We start from the raw sequence: 17,455 nt of genomic DNA on the forward strand, positions 1-17,455 counted from the left end.
CTCAATTACCCCTGGTCCTCGCGGTAGGCCTCCAGGAGACGGAGCCAGATCTCGCTGATGGTCGGGTAGGCGGGGACGGCGTGCCAGAGGCGGTCGACGGGGACCTCGCCGGCGACCGCGACGGTCGCGGAGTGCAGGAGTTCGCCGACGCCGGGGCCGACGAAGGTGGCGCCGAGCAGGATCTCGCGGTCGAGGTCGACGACGATCCGCGCGTGGCCGCGGTAGCCGTCGGCGTACAGGCCGGAGCCGGCGACCGAGGTGAGGTCCTGGTCGACGGCGCGCACGCGGTGGCCGGCGCGTTCGGCGTCGGCGAGGGTGAGGCCGACCGCGCCGACCTCGGGGTCGGTGAAGACGACCTGCGGGGCGGCCGCGTGGTCGGCGGTGGCCGCGTGCGCGCCCCACCGGCCGGTCTCCGTGGCCTCGGCACCGGCGGCGCGGGCGGCGATCGCGTCGCCCGCGATCCGTGCCTGGTACTTGCCCTGATGAGTCATCAGGGCACGGTGGTTCACGTCGCCCACGCCGTACAGCCAGTCGCTGCCGGTGACCCGCAGGCTGTCGTCGACGGGCAGCCAGCCGCCGGGCTCCAGGCCCACCGTCTCCAGGCCGATGTCGTCGGTGCGCGGCGCGCGGCCGGTGGCGAGCAGCACCTCGTCGGCCTCGAACTTGTCGCTGCCCTCCAGGACGACGGTGACCGGCCCCCCGTCCCCGTCGCGTACCAGCGCGGCGACGGAGACCCCGGTGCGCACGTCGACGCCGGCCTCGACGAGCGAGGCGAGCACCTGCTCGCCGGCGAACGGCTCCATCCGGGGCAGCGCGCCGGCGCCGCGGATCAGCAGGGTGACCCGCGAACCGAGCGCCTGCCAGACGGTGGCCATCTCCACGGCCACCACGCCACCGCCGACGATCGCGAGCCGGCCGGGGACGGCCTGCGCGCTGGTCGCCTCGCGGCTGGTCCACGCCTTCGCGCCCGCGAGGCCCGGCAGTTCGGGCAGCGCGGGCCGGCTGCCGGTGCACACGGCGACGGCGTGCCGCGCGGTCAGCACGTGGTGCTCGCCCTCGGGGCCGTCGACGACGACGCGGCGGGGGCCGTGCAGTCGGCCGTGGCCGCGGTAGAGCCGGGCGCCGATGGAGTCGATCCAGGCCACCTGCCCGTCGTCCTTCCAGTGCGAGGTGTACGCGTCCCGGTGCGCGAGCACGGCGGCCACGTCCAGCGGGCCGTCGACGGCCTGCCGCAGGCCGGGCACCCTGCGGGCGTCGGCGCGGGCGACGACGGGGCGCAGCAGCGCCTTGCTGGGCATGCAGGCCCAGTACGAGCACTCGCCGCCGACCAGCTCGCTCTCCACGACGGCCACGCTCAGTCCGGCGTCCCGCGCTCGTCCGGCCACGTTCTCGCCGGTCGGCCCCGCCCCCAGCACCACCACGTCGTACTCCACGGTTCGCGTCATGGGGCCCAGTCTGGCGGCAGTGCGGGGCGGGGGCCACAGGGGCCTATCGGCGCGCGGCCGTGCGGGCTGGAGCGGGGCGCGGAATAGTGGGGCGCCGGGTGCCGTTGTGCGGGGCGAGTCCGCAGTGGACCGGGAAGAGGTAGGAAGCATGAGCACTGTTGAGCTCACCAAGGACAACTTCGACCAGATCGTGAGCGACAACGAGTTCGTCCTCATCGACTTCTGGGCCGCCTGGTGCGGACCGTGCCGCCAGTTCGCCCCGGTCTTCGAGCAGGCCTCCGAGCGTCACGAGGACCTGGTCTTCGCGAAGGTCGACACGGAGGCGCAGCAGGAACTCGCGGCGGCCTTCGAGATCCGCTCGATCCCCACGCTGATGATCGTGCGCGACAACGTGGCCGTGTTCGCGCAGCCGGGCGCGCTGCCGGAGGCCGCCCTGGAGGACCTGATCGGTCAGGCCCGCAAGCTGGACATGGACGAGGTGCGCAAGTCCATCGAGGACGCCAAGCAGCAGGGGCAGGCCGAGTAGCCGGCACGACGAAGGGGCGCGTCGCCGCACGGGACGCGCCCCTTCGTCGCGCCTGTGGTCAGAGCCTGTGGCCGGCGCCCGCGGTCAGCGCTCCAGGACCAGGGCGATCCCCTGGCCGACGCCGATGCACAGGGCCGCCAGGCCCGTACCGGAGCCGGCCGCGGCGAGCTGGTGGGCGACGGATCCGGCCAGCCGGGCGCCGGACGCGCCGAGCGGGTGGCCGATGGCGATGGCGCCGCCGCGCGGGTTGACGATGGACGGGTCCAGTTCCGGCCACTCGGCGAGGCAGCCGAGCGCCTGGGCGGCGAAGGCCTCGTTCAGCTCGAAGACGCTCAGGTCCGCGAAGGACCGACCGGCCTTCTCCAATACGCGGCGGACCGCCTCTACCGGGCCGAGCCCGAAGAGCTGCGGCTCGATGCCGGTGACGGCGGAGGCGCGGATGCGGGCGAGCGGCTCGCGGCCGGTCGCGCGGAGGCCCTCCTCGTCGACGAGGAGCAGCGCGGCGGCGCCGTCGTTGAGCGGCGAGGCGTTGCCCGCCGTGACCGTCCCTCCGTCCGGCCGGAACGAGGGCTTGAGCTTGGCCAGCGCCTCCATGGAGGTGCTGTCGCGGATGCACTCGTCGCGCGCCAGGTCGACGCCCGGGTAACCGGCGATCTCGCCGTCGAACAGGCCCTTGGCCCACGCCTCGGCCGCCTTGCGGTGGCTCTCCAGCGCGAAGGCGTCCTGCTGCTCGCGGGTGAGGGCGTGCTTGTCGGCGACGAGTTCGGCGCCCTCGCCGAGCGCGACGGTCCACTCGGCGGGCATCTTCGGGTTGGTCATCCGCCAGCCGAGGGTGGTGGAGTGCAGCTGCTGGTGCCCGGCGGGGAAGGCGCGTTCGGGCTTCTGCAGCACCCAGGGGGCACGCGACATCGACTCGACGCCGCCCGCGAGGGCGATGTGGGCGTCGCCGACCGCGATGGCGCGGGCGGCCTGGATCACGGCCTCCAGGCCGGATCCGCAGAGCCGGTTGACGGTCACGCCGGGCACGGACGCGGGCAGTCCGGCGAGCAGCACGGCCATCCGGGCCACGTCGCGGTTGTCCTCGCCGGCGCCGTTGGCGTCGCCGAAGTACACGTCGTCGATCCGGGCCGGGTCGAGCTCGGGGGTGCGCGCGACGAGGGCCTTCACGACGTGGGCGGCGAGGTCGTCGGGTCGTACGGAGGAGAGGGCGCCGCCGAACTTTCCGATCGGCGTGCGGACGGCGTCGACGATGTAGACGTCGCGGATGCTCATCGGGTCTCTCCCCTGTCCCAGTCCGGGCCGCTGCCGGCCCGCGTTCCGTTGGCGCTCCGCCCGGTTCGGTCCCGGCGGCGTCCGCCCGGTGAACAGTCGTTCGCAGGCGAACCGCGCCGAGTTTGTGCCCCGCGACGCCCGCTGTCAACCGCCGGCGGGCGCGATGACTGCCGCCTACACCGAACGAACCGTCGGGCGCCGGTGTTCGCCCGGCCATCGTGGCCGCCTGGTCCCGGCCGGGCGTGCCGGCAGCTCGTGCCGTCGTGAGCAACGGCGACGGCGACCTGGCCGACCTCATGCCCGCGTGTCGTGGTCCCGCCGGCGGTCCCCGGGCGGAGGCAGCCCCGAGGGAGTCGCTACGCGCGGCGACGGCGCCGCGGCGCCCACGCGGCCCGCCCCCGCCGGCCCGGCGCCCCACGCCCTCACGCCCCCGCGACCCCGTGGCCCGTCAGCCTCCGCCAGCTGTCCGTCAGCCGTCCGTGCTGTCGAGCGCCAGGGCAGTCAGGCCGTAGTCGAGCTCGTTCCCGTCGAGCAGGATCGCCTCGACGGTCCGGGTCTCCGGGTCGATGTCCGCGACGATCCCGTGCCCGGCGTACCGGGGATAGCCGGAGTTCCCCCGCTCGCCGGTCGCCTCCACCACCGCCGCCCGTACGGCTGTGTCCTTGACCGACGCCCCGCCGCGGTCCTCCACGTGCGCGGGGACCACCAGGATCTCGAAACGCTTCGGAACTGTGCTCATGCACCGACGCTAAGCCCGCCGCGCACCCTTCGCCCGGCGCGCCCGTGGCTCAGCTGGACTCGCGGGGGACCATCCGGACGGCCATCAGGTCGTGCCGCTCGGGCGGCCCGGCCGGGTCCCGGACCAGCCGGTCCACCAGTTCGGCGAGATGGCGTCCGATCACCATGTCGAGCTGCACCGTGCTCAGCCGGGGCCGCAGCAGCCGGCCGAGCAGCAGGTCGTCCGCGCCGACCACGGCGGTCTCGCCGGGCACGTCCACGCCCGCGTCCTGGAGCGCCCGCATCAGGAGCATCGCGAACTCGTCGTTGTACGCGAACACCGCGTCGAGCCCGAGGTCCCGCCAGCGCCCCGCGAGCTCGGCCGCCGGCTCCTCCTCGTACCGCAGCGGGACGGGAACGATCTCGGCCTCCGTCCCGGCGGCCGCCGCCCGGGCGCCCGCGAGGCGGGGCACGGAGAACATCTCCAGACCGGGCTCCTCCGGCATGATCACGCCGATCCGGCGCCGGCCGCGCTCCAGGAGGTGCTCGACGGCGCGGGCGCCCACCTCCCGGTGGTCCATCACCAGCGCGTGGGCGCCGGGGGCCGGGTCCGGGCCGAGGGTGATGACGGCCTTCGCGCCGGAGCGCTTGAGCAGCTCGACCCCGTGCGCGGTGAGCGCGGGCTCGCCGAGCGAGACCACCGCCACGGGGCGCAGCTCGGCCCAGGCGCGGGCGGCCTCGTCGCCGCGCAGGCCGAGGCTGCCGTACTGGACGACCGTGTAGTCGAGGCGGCGCAGCTCCCCCTGCAGCTCGCTGAGGAAGCGGCTGTAGAGCGGGCCGATGGGGACGTGCGCGGTGGGCAGCAGGACCATCCGGCTGTGCCCGGCGCGCAGGCTGCGCGCGGCGGCGTGCGGCACGTAGCCGAGCTCGTCGGCGGCCTCCCGGACCTTGCGCCGGGTCGGCTCGCTGATCCGCACGGCCGAGGTGTTGTTCAGCACGTAACTCACGGTGGCCCGGGACACCCCTGCCAGGCGCGCGACATCGGCGCTGGTCGGGACGGGGCGTTCGGCGGACTGCTCGGGTGACTGGCTCATCGCGCTCGGCATCTTTCCAGAACGATCCGACCGCGGGTCTGGCGGATGGCCGGATTCAGGTGCTACACAAAGGTTACGCGTGCCACTGACACGTGTAACCATCTCGTTCACTTCCGCTCCCCGACCCTTCGTCGGCGTCACCCCCAGGAGGGCACCGTGGCCCTTTCCTCCCCCGGCACGAACGCGGCCCGCACCGCCGCAGATGCCTCCGGGCCCCGCCCCGCACGCGGCCTGCTCCCCCTGCTGCTGGCCGGGAACACGGCCATGTACGCGCTCTACGTCGGCGTCGCCGGCGTCCTGCTCGCGCTCCAGGTCGAGGCGATCGACCCGGCCCAGAAGGTGGCCAACCTCGGACTGGTCGCCGGCGTCTCGGCGATCTTCGCGACGGTCTTCAACCCGGTGGCAGGCGCCCTGTCGGACCGGTCCGGGCGCCGCAACCCCTGGATCCTGGCCGGCGGCCTGCTCGCGCTTCCGGTGATGCTGCTGCTCGGCAGCGTCCACACCATCCTGCTGGTCACGATCGTCTGGTGTCTGGGCCAGGCCGTCATGAACGTCTACCAGGCCGCGCTGACCTCGGTGGTCCCGGACCGGATCCCGACGGCCGCTCGCGGCAAGGCCTCCGCCGCCGTCGGCCTGGGCCTGCCCGTGGGCTCCACGATCGGCGCCCTGGTCGGCGCGGCCTACTCGGACGACTACCGCACCGGATACCTCGTCTTCGGCGCGATCATGGCGGTGGCGGCCGTGCTGTTCACCGTCTGCGCCCGCGAGGAGCGCATGCCGCCCAAGGCGCCGCTCCCGGTCAAGGTCCAACTGGCCGCCTTCGGCAGCGCGTTGAAGAACCACGACTTCCGCTGGGCGTTCATCGGCCGGGCGCTGCTGATCCTCGGCTACTTCGCGGTGTCCGGGTTCCAGCTGTACATCCTCAAGGACCACACCGACCTGCCCGCCGGCCTCGCGCCGGAGGAGGCGGTGGCGATCCTGATGCCGGTCAACAGCGTCGCCATGGTGGTCTCCACGGTCCTCGGCGGCTGGCTCTCCGACCGCTACGACCGGCGCAAGCTGTTCGTCGGCGCGTCCGCCGCGCTGGCCGCCGTCGCGTTGCTGATACCCGCCGTGTCCGCCGGCTGGGCCGCGATGCTCGCCTTCTCCGTCGTCAACGGCCTCGGTTTCGGCTGCTACATGGCCGTGGACACGGCCCTTGTCACCATGGTTCTGCCGAAGGCCGAGGACGCCGCCCGCGACATGGGCGTGCTCAACGTGGCGAACGCCGGGCCGCAGATCGTCGCCCCGTTCGTCGCCTCCGTGATCGTCTCCGTCGGCGGCGGCTACACCCCGCTGTTCCTGGTCGCCGCCGTGCTGTCGGTCCTCGGCGCGCTCGCCGTCCGCCCGATCCGCGGCGTCCGCTGACCGGCGCCCCCTTCACCGTCGAACCCGCACCACGAAAGGCACCACCATGCAGCTGCACACCACCACCTGGGGCACCGGCGACCGCGTCGCCCTGCTGATCCACGGCATCATGTCCGACCACCGCACCTGGCGCCGGGTCGGCCCGGCCCTCGCCGAGCGCGGGTACCGGGTGATCGCCGTCGACCTGCGCGGCCACGGGGCCAGCGGGCGGGCCGACCGCTACCGCCCCTCCGACTACGCCGACGACGTCGTCGAGACCCTGCCGAAGGGCGCCGAGCTGGCCGTCGGCCATTCGCTGGGCGGGCTGACGCTGGCCGGCGCGGTGGCGCGGCTGGCGCCGCGGCGGGCCGTGTTCGTCGACCCGGCCTGGCACCTGGCGACGGCCGAGGAGGGCTTCGGCCCGGAGCTGTTCGCCGGCTTCAAATCGGCCACCGCGGAGCAGATCCGGGCCATGAACCCGCGCTGGGAGGAGGCGGACGTCGCCGTGGAGCTGGCGACGCTGGCCCTGTGGGACACCGAAACGGCGTACGCGCTGCCGGAGTTCGCGGGGACGGACCTGCTGCCGGCGAAGGCGGAGGTGCCGTCGCTGGTGACGCTGGCGGACCCGAGCTTCCTCGTCACCCCGGAGCGCGCCGCGCTGCTGCGGGAGCGCGGTTTCGAGGTCCGTACGGTCGCGGGGGCGGGCCACACGATCCACCGGGACGATTTCGACGGGTTCATGACCGCCCTGGACGGCTGGATCTGACGTACCGTTCAGCCATGGACGACGCGTCGATGGTGGGAATGCTCGGCCGGGTCACCGGCACCGTCGGGCCCGGCCTCGTCGGCGAGGTCATCGTCCGGATCCGGGGCGGGGCCGAGCACTTCCTCGCCTATCCGGCCACGGGCAAGGAACGGATGGAGCCGGGCACGGTGGTGACGGTGGTGGAGCACCTTCCTCCGCGCACCGTGTATGTCACAGCCGCGTACGACAGTTGACCGATCCATTGAGCGCCGGGCACGAAAGGCGCACACTCCCTTCACCGGGGCCGGACCGCGGCGCCGGTGAAGGGGGAGGTGCCCATGGGCATCGGCATCGTGGCGGGCGGCGTTCTCGGCGCCCTCGTCGTCCTGATCGCACTGTTCAAACTGATGTGGCGCGTCGCGGAACCCAATGAGGCGCTCATCATCTCGGGCTCGAACCACAAGATGGAGGGCCTGGGCGAGGGCATGGGGTTCCGTATCGTCACCGGGCGCGGAACGCTCGTCCTGCCCGGTGTGCAGGCGGTGCGGAAACTGTCGCTGGACCTCAACGAGACGCAGTTGTCCGTGGAGTGCGTGACCCACCAGGGCATTCCGCTCAAGGTCCGCGGCGTGGTGATCTTCAAGGTGGGCGACGACTTCGTGTCGATCGCCAACGCGGCCCGCCGCTTCCTCGACCAGCAGAAGCTGATGTCGGAGCGGGTGCACATCGTGTTCGCGGGTCATCTGCGCGCCATCGTCGGCGGGTTGACGGTCGAGGACATGATCCGCGACCGGGAGAAGCTGACCGGGCAGGCCCGTTCGGCCTGTGGCACGGAGATGGAGAAGCTCGGCCTGATCGTCGACTCGCTGCAGATCCACGAGATCGAGGACCCGACCGGCTACATCAAGAACCTGGCCGCGCCGCACGCCGCGGCCGTCCAGCGGGACGCCCGGATCGCTCAGGCGGAGGCGAACCGGCTGGCGACCGAGGCGGAGCAGATGGCCGCGGCCCGGATGTCGGAGGCGACCCGGGACAGCGAGATCCTGCAGGCCGGCTATCAGGCAGAGCGGGACAAGGCGTCCGCGAAGGCCCGGCAGGCGGGTCCGCTCGCGGAGGCCGGGGCCCGGCAGGAGGTGGTCGTCCAGGAGACCCGGGTGGCCGAGCTGGAGGCGCACCGGCGCGAGCAGCAGCTCCAGGCGGACGTCCGCAAGCCGGCGGACGCGGCGGCGTACGAGAAGCGGACGCTGGCCGAGGCGGAGCGCGACGCGCGGATCTCGGCGGCCCAGGCCGAGGCGAAGGAGACCGAGCTGGCGAGCGCCGCGACGGCGACCGCGACCCGGCTGACCGGCGAGGCGGAGGCCGCTGCGGCGCAGGCGAAGGGCCTGGCGGTGGCCGAGTCGACCCGGGCGAAGGGTCTCGCCGAGGCGGAGTCCATCAAGGCGCGGGCGGCGGCGCTCGCGGAGAACCAGGACGCGGTGGTCGCGCAGCAACTGGCCGAGAAGTGGCCGGAGATCGTGGAGGCGGGCGCGTCGGCGTTCGGCAACGTGGACCAGATGGTGCTGCTGAACGGCGCGGACGGCATGGCGGACATGTTCGCCAAGGCGCTGACCATGGGCGGTACGGGCCTGGGCCTGGCCCGTCAGCTCCTCGCGACGATGGGCCCGAACGGACAGCAGGCCGGGGCTCCGGCGCCGTCGATGAACGGCTCGGGCCCGCGGTCCGAGGCGATCGCGGTGACCGACGCGCAGGACTGAGCGGCGGTACGGGGGCCGGGCGGCGGTACGCGCCTCCGCCCGGGCCCCACGCTCTAGGCGGACGCGTCCGTGGTCTCCGCGGTCTCGGCGATCCCGGCGGTCTCGGCGGTCCCGGCGGTCTCCGCGGCGAAGACGTCCCGGAACGCCGCCACGGTCGTCCGGTCCCGGCCCCGGTCCAGGATCGCGAAGACCACCTGGTCGAAGTGGCCGGCGAAGCGTCCGTCGCCGGTGAGCAGGGCCCGGAACGTGCCGGCGACGTCCGCCGGGCTGTTCATGAAGACGCCGCAGCCCCAGGCCCCCAGGACGAGCCGGCGGTAGCCGCCGGCCACCGCGGTCTCCAGGACTCGCTCGGCCCGCGAGGCGAGGACGGCCGGTATCCGGCCGGCCTGCTCGGGCGCGGTCCGGCGGATGACACCCGCGTTGGGCGCCGGTGACGTGAGGAATCCGACCGTGTACGGGGCGTCGAGCAGCCGGTCGCGGTCGTCGCGGATGACGGGCACACCGGGCGAGAGGATCACCCGGTCCGTGTAGAACGCGTCCTTGGCGGTCCGGTGGTGCTCGTAGTACTCGGGCACGCGCAGCAGCGTCGTGTAGAGCGCCGAGCCCCGGCAGACGGCCTCCTCCTGGGCCTGTGCGCCGTTCAGGTAGCCGCCGCCCGGGTTGCGGGCCGAGGCGAAGTTCAGCACGGCTACCGGGTCGGTCCCGGCCCGGGTGAGCCGGTGGGCCGCCGCGAGGCTGCTCTCGCCGGTGACCTCGAAGCGGGTGGTGCGGTCGGTGTCCGGGGTGACGGGGACCGGCTCGGGGCCGTACAGCGTGGTGTGCTCCAGGGCGGCGGTCAGCTCGGCCTCGATCGACACCGACCGCCCGCCGGGGCCCCGGTACCGCCCGGCCTCGACGATCTCCTCGGTCTCGCGTGCGATGGCCCGCAGTCGTGCGCTCATGGGCGCCAGCATGATCGGTTCCGGACGGCCGCGGCAACGGGTTTTGGCCGGTGACGGGCGGGACGGGAGTGGCCGGTGGGCCTCGTGGCGCGGGAGGCGCTCTTGCAGGGCTCACGGCGGTGGCTTTAGGTGGACTCAGAGCCTTCGGACAGGAGGATCCGACATGTCGTCTGGCGACCGCACCGCCAGTGGACCACCGCACGACCGGTACGCGCCGCTGACCGGGGAGTTCTCCCAGGAACTCACTGAGGACGAGGCGGAGGATCTGCTGCGCTGCATCTGTTTCAAGACCGGCCCGCCCCGCACGGTCGGGGCCGAGCTGGAGTGGCTGATACACGAGCGGTCTCGGCCGCAGGCTCCCGTCCCCGCGCCGCGGCTCGCCGCAGCGCTCCAGTCCGTCCGGGACCGCCCGCTGGTCTCGGCCCTCACCATCGAACCCGGCGGGCAGCTGGAGCTCAGCTCGCCGCCCGCAGCCTCCCTCATGGAGTGTCTGGACCTCCTCGCCGCCGACCTGGCCGTCGTCCGGGACACCCTGCGGCCGCTCGGCCTCGACCTCGACGGCTACGGCGTCGACCCCTGGCACGCACGGCGCGAGCGCATCCTGCGTGAGCCCCGGTACGACGCGATGGAAGCCTCTCTCGCCCGCAACGGCCCGGACGGCCGGGCCATGATGTGCGACTCGGCGTCCATCCAGGTCTGTCTGGACGCCGGCCTCGAGGAGCCCGGTCCGCTCGGGTACCACCGCCGCTGGCAGCTGACCCATCTGCTCGGCGCGGTCCTGGTGGCCGCTTTCGCGAACTCGCCGGTGTACGGCCGCCGGCGCACCGGCTGGCGCTCGACCCGGCAGTCCCTGTGGGCCTATCTCGACCCGGTCCGCGGGCTCGCGCCGGCGCCCGGGCGGGAGCCCCGGGCCGCCTGGGCGGCCCACGTGCTGGACACGCCGGTGATGTGCATCCGCGCCGAGGACGGGCCCTGGACGGTGCCGGAGGGCCTCACGTTCCGGCAGTGGCTGCGCTCCCGACGGCCCCGGCCGCCGCGGCGCGACGACCTCGACTACCACCTGACCACGCTCTTCCCGCCGGTCCGGCCGCGCGGGCACCTCGAGCTGCGGATGATCGACGCGCAGCGCGGCCCGGACGGATGGATGGTACCGGTGGCGGTGACGACCGCGCTGTTCGAGGATCCGGAGGCCGCGGAGACGGTGTACCGGGCCGTGAAGCCGCTCGCAGAGCTGGCGGGTCCGGTGCCCGCGCCGCGCAACCCGCTCTGGCTGGACGCGGCCCGCTACGGACTGGGGACCCCGGACCTGCACGCCGCCGCGCTCACCTGTTTCGGGGCGGCGCTGGAGGCGCTGCCCCGGATCGGCGCGACCGCCGCGGTGCTCGACGCGGTGGCCGCGTTCCACGACCGCTATGTCGTCCCGGGCCGATGTCCGGCCGACGACGTGACCGACGCGAAGGAGGTGCGGTCATGACCGTGACCGACGAGACGACCCTGCGGCAGCGCGCGCTGGACGCCCTGCTCACCGCCCGGAACCGCACCTCGCTGCTGACCGACTGCGTGGACGACGGCGAACTCACCGCCCAGCACTCGCCGTTGATGTCCCCGCTGGTGTGGGACCTGGCGCACATCTCCAACCAGGAGGAGCAGTGGCTGTGGCGGACGGTCGCCGGCCGCGCCGCGCTGCGCCCCGAGATCGACTCCGTCTACGACGCCTTCGAGCATCCGCGGTCGGTCCGGCCCACGCTGCCGCTGCTGCCGCCCGCCGAGGCCCGTGCGTACGCCTCGGACGTCCGCGCCCGGGTCCTCGACGTGCTGGACCGCACCGCGCTGGAGGGCCGGCCGCTGGTCGAGTCCGCCTTCGCGTTCGGCATGATCGCCCAGCACGAGCAGCAGCACGACGAGACGATGCTGATCACCCATCAGCTGCGCAGAGGCCCGGCCGTCCTCACCGCGCCCCCACCGCCCGCCAACGGCGCGGGCGACCTGCTGCCCGCCGAAGTCCGGGTGCCGGGGGGCCCGTTCACCATGGGCACCTCGGACGAGCCGTGGGCCCTGGACAACGAGCGTCCGGCGCACACCCGGATCACGCCCGCGTTCTTCATCGACACCGTGCCGGTCACGAACGGCGCGTACCTGCGTTTCATCGCCGACGGCGGCTACACGGACGAACGCTGGTGGCGGCTGGAGGGCTGGGCGCAGATCCGGCAGCACTCCATCGCCGCGCCGCTGTTCTGGCGGAAGGACGGCGGGCAGTGGCTGCGCCGCCGGTTCGGCGTCGACGAGCCGGTCCCCGAGGACCAGCCGGTGGTGCACGTCAGCTGGTACGAGGCGGACGCCTACGCCCGCTGGGCGGGCCGCCGGCTCCCCACCGAGGCCGAGTGGGAGAAGGCGGCCCGGCACGACCCGGCGAGCGGCCGCTCCCGGCGGTACCCGTGGGGCGACGCGGACCCGACGCCCGCGCACGCCAACCTGGGGCAGCGGCACCTGAGTCCGGCGCCGGCCGGCAGCTACCCCGAGGGGCGCTCGCCGCTCGGCGTGCGGCAGCTGATCGGCGACGTGTGGGAGTGGACGGCGAGCGACTTCCTGCCGTACCCCGGGTTCACCGCCTTCCCGTACAAGGAGTACTCGGAGGTCTTCTTCGGCGACGCGCACAAGGTGCTGCGCGGCGGCTCGTTCGCCGTCGACGCGGTGGCCTGCCGGGGGACGTTCCGCAACTGGGACCTGCCGGTGCGCCGCCAGATCTTCTCGGGGTTCCGTACCGCACGAGACGCGGAGCCCTCCTGATGTGCCGTCATATCGCCTATGTGGGCGAGCCGGTGGCGCTCGGCGCGGTTCTCGCCGAGCCGCCGCACGGCCTGGTGCGACAGTCCTGGAGCCCGCGCCGGCAGCGGTACGGGACGGTGAACGCGGACGGATTCGGCGTCGGCTGGTACGCGGACGGCGATCCGGTGCCGGCGCGCTACCGCCGGACCGGCCCGATCTGGGCCGACCCGTCGTTCACCGATCTGGCCCGCGTCGTACGGACGGGCGCGCTGCTCGCCGCCGTCCGGGACGCCACCCTGCCCGGCGCGGACGGGGAGGCCGCCGCGGCCCCGTTCGCCGCCGGTCCGTGGCTGTTCAGCCACAACGGGGCGGTCCCGGGCTGGCCGGACTCGCTGGCCGCCGCGGCCGCGGAGCTGCCGGCAGCCGAGCTGCTGTCCCTGGCGGCGCGTACCGACTCGGCCCTGGTCTGGGCGCTGGTGCTGCACCGGCTCCGGGCCGGTGACGAGGCCGGCCGGGCCCTCGCCGACGTGGTGCGGGCGGTGGCCGCCGCCGCGCCGGGGTCGCGGCTGAACCTGCTGCTCACCGACGGACGGACGGTCCACGCGACCGCCTGGGGGGACACGCTCTGGTACCTGCCCGGCCCGGCCGGGCGGGGCACGGTGGTGGCCTCGGAGCCGTACGACGACGACCCGGCCTGGCGCGAGGCGCCGGACCGGACCCTGCTGACCGCGACCCGCACCGACGTCCGTCTCTCTCCGCTCAAGGAGCCTTCCTCGTGAGCCCGTTCCAGCTGACCCGCACCCTCCCCGAGGACGCCACGGACGCCGATCTGCGCGCCGATGTCCTGCAGGGGCTGACGAGCATGCCCAAGGAGCTGCCGCCGAAGTGGTTCTACGACGCGCGCGGCAGCGAGCTGTTCGAGGAGATCACCCGGCTGCCCGAGTACTACCCGACCCGCGCGGAGCGGGAGATCCTGATCGCCCGGGCCCCGCGGATCGCGGCGGAGACGGGGGCGCGCACGCTGATAGAGCTGGGATCCGGCTCGTCGGAGAAGACCCGCCACCTGATCGACGCGCTGCTGCCCGCCCTCGACACGTACGTACCGGTGGACGTGAGCGCGTCCGCGCTGACCGGGGCGGCGGAGGCGCTGCTCGCCGAGCGGCCGGGACTGCGGATCCACGCGCTGATCGCGGACTTCACCCGTGGCCTGGAGCTGCCGGCAGCTCCCGGGCCGCGGCTGGTCGCCTTCCTCGGCGGCACGATCGGCAATCTGCTGCCGCCGGAGCGGCGTGCGTTCCTCACGTCGGTTCGGGCGGTCCTTTCACCCGGGGACGCGCTGCTGCTCGGCACCGACCTGGTGAAGGACGAGGCGACGCTGGTCGCCGCTTACGACGACGCGGCCGGGGTGACGGCCGCGTTCAACAAGAACGTGCTGTCGGTGATCGCGCGCGAGCTGGGCGCGGACGTGAACCCGGCGGACTTCGACCATGTGGCCCGGTGGGACCGGGAGCACGAGTGGATCGAGATGCGGCTCCGCGCCCGTCACGCGCTGACCGTGAAGATCCCCGAACTGGACCTGGCGGCGCCGTTCGCGGCGGGCGAGGAGATGCGGACGGAGGTGTCGGCGAAGTTCCGTCAGGAGGGCGTACGGGCGGAGCTGGCGGACGCGGAGCTTGAGCTGACCCACTGGTGGACGGACCGGGAGGGCAGGTTCGCGCTGTCGTTGTCGAAGGCCCGTTGAGCGGGCACGGACGGCGTTCCGGCGGGCCGGCCGGTGACGGCGGGCCCGCCGTCACGGCCTGCTGGGCGGCGCGGGCCAGGGCGCGGCGGTCCGGGTGGGCGGTCGCCGGGATCGGCGGCAGGACCGTGATGTCGGCGGTCAGGCCGCGGGTCCTGGCGATCCGCCAGAGCGAGGCGGCCAGCGGGTCGTCGGCGACGAAGGCCGCCGGGTCGGTGGGGGTGTAGGCGAGCCGTACCGGCTGGACGGCCGTGCCGGCGTCGAGGGCCGCTTGGAATGCCGCGGGCCGGAACCGGCCCTGGGCGCGGCCGCACCAGGTGGAGCCCTCGGGGAACACGACGACCCGGGACCCGCCGGTGAGCGCGTCGGCGATCCGCCGGACCGCTCCCGGCAGGGCCCGTAGGCCGTCCCGGTCGAGGAAGAGGGTGCCGCCGCGCGCGGCGAGCGGGCCGAGCACCGGCCAGTCCCGGACCTCCTGCTTGGCGAGCATGCGGCCCGGCAGCACGGCCGCGACCAGGGGGATGTCCAGCCAGGAGACGTGGTTGGCGACGACCAGCACCGGCACCCGCGCGGTCGGGGCCTGGCACCCGTGGCCCTGGACCCGCACCCCGAAGGCCCGCAGCACCGCCCGTGCCCAGCGGCGTACGAGCGCGGCCCGCGCCGCCGCGGGCAGGGCGGCGGTGAGCGGGGCGCACAGCACGCCGACGAGGACGGTGCCGAGCCCCGCGGCCAGCCGGGCCGCGGCCCGGACCGGGCCGACGCGGTGCGCGCCGGCTCCCGGGTGGACGGCGCACCGGCCGGCGGTGCAGGGCGCCGTGGGCAGCCACGGCGAGACGGCCGCCGGGGCGGGGCGGCCGGGCGCCGTCGTCATCGCACGGGGGCGAGCGAGAGGAAGTGCCGCAGGTAGCGCGGGTTGGTGCGGCGCAGCGACAGCAGCACGTACAGGTCGGCGACGCCGAAGTCGGGGTCGTGCGCCGGGGCGCCGCAGACCCACGCGCCGAGCCGGAGGTAGCCGCGGAGCAGCGGCGGGAGGTCGGTGCGGCCCTCGGGCCGGGCGACGCCCTCGGCGGACCAGAGCTTGTGCGGGGTGACCCAGTACTCCTCCGGGGCGAGGTGCTTGGCCTTGACCGTGTCCCAGGTCGCCGCGGCCAGCGCGCCGCCGTCGGACAGCGGTATCGAGCAACAACCCGCCAGCCAGGTGTGTCCGGTGCGGGTCATGTAGCGGGCGAGCCCGGCCCAGATGAGGGCGATGACGGCGCCGTTGCGGTGCGCGGGGTGGACGCAGGAGCGGCCGACCTCGACGAGGTCGTGGCGGAGCGGCGCGAGCCGGGAGAGGTCGAACTCGCTCTCGGAGTAGAGGCGTCCGGCGACGGCGGCGCGGTCGGGCGGCAGCACCCGGTACGTGCCGACGATCTCGCCGGTGGACTCCTCGCGGACGAGGAGGTGGTCGCAGTAGGCGTCGAAGGCGTCGGAGTCCAGGCCGGGTTCGGGGCCGTCGAGGCGGGCGCCCATCTCGCCGGCGAAGACCTGGTGGCGCAGCCGCTGCGCGGCGCGGACCTCCTCCTGGTCACGGGCGAGGGAGACCACGTACCGGGGTTCGGCGTCGGCGGGCGGGGCTACGGCGACTGCGGACGATACGGACATGTCGTGATCCTCCGGCGTACGGAAGGCGGGTGGTGGAGCGCGGACCGCCGGGTGGGTGGTCCGGCTCCTTACTTCTTCCGTGACCGGCTGGATTCGACATGACGGCGCGGGGGCCCGTGGATGTGCGACGGCTGAATGACCGGGTCACTCCGCGAGCGAGCCGGAGATCGCCTCGGACGCCTCCTTCGCCGCCCGAGCGGGGTCCTCGCCCTGGAGCACGGCCGTCATGTACGGCTTGATGGGGTTGGCGGCCTCGACGGCGGCCCACTGGGGCGAGTTGGGCGTGGCCCGGCCGCGGGCCGCGCCGACGGCCATGACGCGGGTGGCCTCCTGGCCCTCGACGACCCCGGCGAGGGTGGTCTTGTTGGGGACGTAGTTCATGGTGCGGGCGAGGTCGGTCTGCCACTTCTCGCCGGCCAGCGCCTTGACGACGTCGATGGCCGCGGCCCGCTGCGGGGCGTTCGCGGGGACGATCAGGTCGGAGCCGCCGGTGAACACGGCGCACGGCTTGCCGGCGGCCTTGCCGGGTATCGGGAAGAAGCCCAGCTTGTCCTGGAGCCCGGGGTTCTGCTTGACGATCGCGGCGGCTACGCCCGGGGTGCCGATGATCTGGGCGACGTCGCCCTTGGCGAAGACCCCGGACTGCGGCGGGGTCTCCTCGTCGGCGTCCCGGGGTCCGTTGCCGAGTGCCTGGAGCTCCTTGTAGAAGGCCATGCCGCGCAGCGCCTCCGGGCTGTCCAGGGTGCCGGTCCACGCGCCGCCCCGGTCGACGGCGAGCTCGCCGCCCTCGTCCCAGATGAAGCCGGCGAGGGTGTACCAGTCCTGGCCGGCGAGGTAGATGCCCTGGCTGCCGCTGCGGTTGATCTTCCGGGTGTCCTCGATCCACTCCTTGCGGGTGGCCGGGGGCTCGTCGACGCCGGCCCGCTCGAAGAGGTCCTTGTTGTAGATCACCACCCGGTTGGCCGCGTACCAGGGGATGCCGTACTGCCGGCCGTCGATGCTGCCGGGCTGGGCGAGGCCGGGCAGCCAGTCCTTGGAGCCGAGGTCGCGGACGGACTCCAGGGTGAGGTCGTACAGCTTGTCGGTGTCGGCGTACTGCGCGACCTGGGTGTTGCCGACCTCGATGACGTCGGGGCCGTCGGCGGTGCCCTCGATGGCGGCGGTGACCTTCGCGCCGATGCCGGTCCACTCCTGGAAGGTGAACTTCAGCTCGACGTCGTGCTCGGCCTCGTACTCGTCGGTGAACCGCTCGAGGAACTCGTCGGTGACGCTGTCCTTCATCAGCCAGACGCTGACGGTGCGGGAGTCGGACCCGCCGCCGGGGAGGAGTCCGCAGCCGCCGAGCGCGACGGCGGTCACGACCACCAGGGGACATGCGAGCAAGCGGTTCTTCACGGGGTCACCTTCGCGGACGGGCGTTCGGGGCG

Annotated in this window: 17 protein-coding genes and 1 pseudogene; 10 read left to right on the forward strand and 8 right to left on the reverse strand. The window is 74.1% G+C overall.

What is annotated here, in order from left to right:
• Positions 1-5: 5 nt before the first annotated feature.
• Positions 6-1,445 (reverse strand): dihydrolipoyl dehydrogenase family protein, encoded by a 1,440-nt coding sequence (locus tag R2D22_RS04540; RefSeq protein WP_318101397.1) that lies wholly within the window; start codon positions 1,443-1,445, stop codon positions 6-8.
• 148 nt (positions 1,446-1,593) lie between these two features.
• On the opposite strand from R2D22_RS04540, the gene trxA reads away from it, so the two are divergent.
• Positions 1,594-1,971 (forward strand): thioredoxin, encoded by a 378-nt coding sequence (gene trxA, locus R2D22_RS04545; protein WP_318101398.1) that lies wholly within the window; start codon positions 1,594-1,596, stop codon positions 1,969-1,971.
• 84 nt (positions 1,972-2,055) lie between these two features.
• Here trxA and R2D22_RS04550 read toward each other — a convergent pair whose 3' ends face one another.
• The 3 genes from R2D22_RS04550 to R2D22_RS04560 form a co-directional block, all read right to left on the reverse strand.
• A complete protein-coding gene (locus R2D22_RS04550) occupies positions 2,056-3,243 on the reverse strand; it encodes a thiolase family protein (RefSeq protein WP_318101399.1) in 1,188 nt (395 codons plus the stop codon).
• 469 nt (positions 3,244-3,712) lie between these two features.
• Positions 3,713-3,982 carry a hypothetical protein gene (locus R2D22_RS04555; protein ID WP_318101400.1) on the reverse strand — a complete coding sequence of 90 codons (270 nt, stop codon included), beginning with the start codon at positions 3,980-3,982 and terminating at the stop codon, positions 3,713-3,715.
• A 49-nt stretch (positions 3,983-4,031) separates the two neighbouring features.
• Positions 4,032-5,054, reverse strand: coding sequence for a LacI family DNA-binding transcriptional regulator (locus R2D22_RS04560; protein WP_318101401.1), 1,023 nt, complete (start codon positions 5,052-5,054; stop codon positions 4,032-4,034).
• A 156-nt stretch (positions 5,055-5,210) separates the two neighbouring features.
• On the opposite strand from R2D22_RS04560, the gene R2D22_RS04565 reads away from it, so the two are divergent.
• The 4 genes from R2D22_RS04565 (at position 5,211) to R2D22_RS04580 (ending at position 8,939) form a co-directional block, all read left to right on the forward strand.
• Positions 5,211-6,461, forward strand: coding sequence for an MFS transporter (locus R2D22_RS04565; protein ID WP_318101402.1), 1,251 nt, complete (start codon positions 5,211-5,213; stop codon positions 6,459-6,461).
• A 46-nt stretch (positions 6,462-6,507) separates the two neighbouring features.
• A complete protein-coding gene (locus tag R2D22_RS04570) occupies positions 6,508-7,206 on the forward strand; it encodes an alpha/beta fold hydrolase (protein ID WP_318101403.1) in 699 nt (232 codons plus the stop codon).
• Between the two features lie 14 nt (positions 7,207-7,220).
• Positions 7,221-7,439 (forward strand): hypothetical protein, encoded by a 219-nt coding sequence (locus R2D22_RS04575; protein ID WP_318101404.1) that lies wholly within the window; start codon positions 7,221-7,223, stop codon positions 7,437-7,439.
• Positions 7,440-7,523: 84 nt separating this feature from the next.
• Positions 7,524-8,939 (forward strand): flotillin family protein, encoded by a 1,416-nt coding sequence (locus R2D22_RS04580; protein WP_318101405.1) that lies wholly within the window; start codon positions 7,524-7,526, stop codon positions 8,937-8,939.
• Positions 8,940-8,992: 53 nt separating this feature from the next.
• Here the strand turns inward: R2D22_RS04580 and R2D22_RS04585 are convergent, their stop codons facing one another.
• The gene (locus R2D22_RS04585; protein ID WP_318101406.1) at positions 8,993-9,880 is read right to left on the reverse strand and encodes a TIGR02452 family protein; all 888 of its coding nucleotides are present in this window, start codon (positions 9,878-9,880) and stop codon (positions 8,993-8,995) included.
• Positions 9,881-10,043: 163 nt separating this feature from the next.
• Between R2D22_RS04585 and egtA the strand changes: the two genes are divergently transcribed.
• The 5 genes from egtA to R2D22_RS04610 are packed head-to-tail and all read left to right on the forward strand — an operon-like array spanning position 10,044 to position 14,611.
• Positions 10,044-11,354 (forward strand): ergothioneine biosynthesis glutamate--cysteine ligase EgtA, encoded by a 1,311-nt coding sequence (gene egtA, locus R2D22_RS04590; RefSeq protein ID WP_318101407.1) that lies wholly within the window; start codon positions 10,044-10,046, stop codon positions 11,352-11,354.
• The gene (egtB, locus tag R2D22_RS04595) at positions 11,351-12,667 is read left to right on the forward strand and encodes an ergothioneine biosynthesis protein EgtB (protein ID WP_318101408.1); all 1,317 of its coding nucleotides are present in this window, start codon (positions 11,351-11,353) and stop codon (positions 12,665-12,667) included. Before egtA ends, egtB begins: the two co-directional genes overlap by 4 nt.
• On the forward strand, positions 12,667-13,425 hold the full coding sequence (egtC, locus tag R2D22_RS04600; protein ID WP_318101409.1) for an ergothioneine biosynthesis protein EgtC: 759 nt from the start codon (positions 12,667-12,669) through the stop codon (positions 13,423-13,425). The genes egtB and egtC overlap by 1 nt, the downstream gene beginning before the upstream one ends.
• The gene (gene egtD / locus R2D22_RS04605) at positions 13,422-14,387 is read left to right on the forward strand and encodes an L-histidine N(alpha)-methyltransferase (protein ID WP_318101410.1); all 966 of its coding nucleotides are present in this window, start codon (positions 13,422-13,424) and stop codon (positions 14,385-14,387) included. Before egtC ends, egtD begins: the two co-directional genes overlap by 4 nt.
• A complete protein-coding gene (locus R2D22_RS04610; protein WP_318101411.1) occupies positions 14,384-14,611 on the forward strand; it encodes a hypothetical protein in 228 nt (75 codons plus the stop codon). Before egtD ends, R2D22_RS04610 begins: the two co-directional genes overlap by 4 nt.
• 65 nt (positions 14,612-14,676) lie before the next feature.
• Here the strand turns inward: R2D22_RS04610 and R2D22_RS04615 are convergent.
• The 3 genes and pseudogenes from R2D22_RS04615 to R2D22_RS04625 form a co-directional block, all read right to left on the reverse strand.
• Positions 14,677-15,255 (reverse strand): annotated as a pseudogene (locus R2D22_RS04615) (lysophospholipid acyltransferase family protein); the annotation flags it as partial.
• The gene (locus R2D22_RS04620; RefSeq protein ID WP_318101412.1) at positions 15,252-16,028 is read right to left on the reverse strand and encodes a GNAT family N-acetyltransferase; all 777 of its coding nucleotides are present in this window, start codon (positions 16,026-16,028) and stop codon (positions 15,252-15,254) included. The pseudogene R2D22_RS04615 and the gene R2D22_RS04620, both read right to left, overlap by 4 nt.
• A gap of 144 nt (positions 16,029-16,172) precedes the next feature.
• Positions 16,173-17,423 (reverse strand): extracellular solute-binding protein, encoded by a 1,251-nt coding sequence (locus R2D22_RS04625; protein WP_318101413.1) that lies wholly within the window; start codon positions 17,421-17,423, stop codon positions 16,173-16,175.
• Positions 17,424-17,455 lie beyond the last annotated feature (32 nt).

Source organism: Streptomyces sp. HUAS YS2, from assembly GCF_033343995.1.
Lineage (GTDB): Bacteria > Actinomycetota > Actinomycetes > Streptomycetales > Streptomycetaceae > Streptomyces > Streptomyces solicathayae.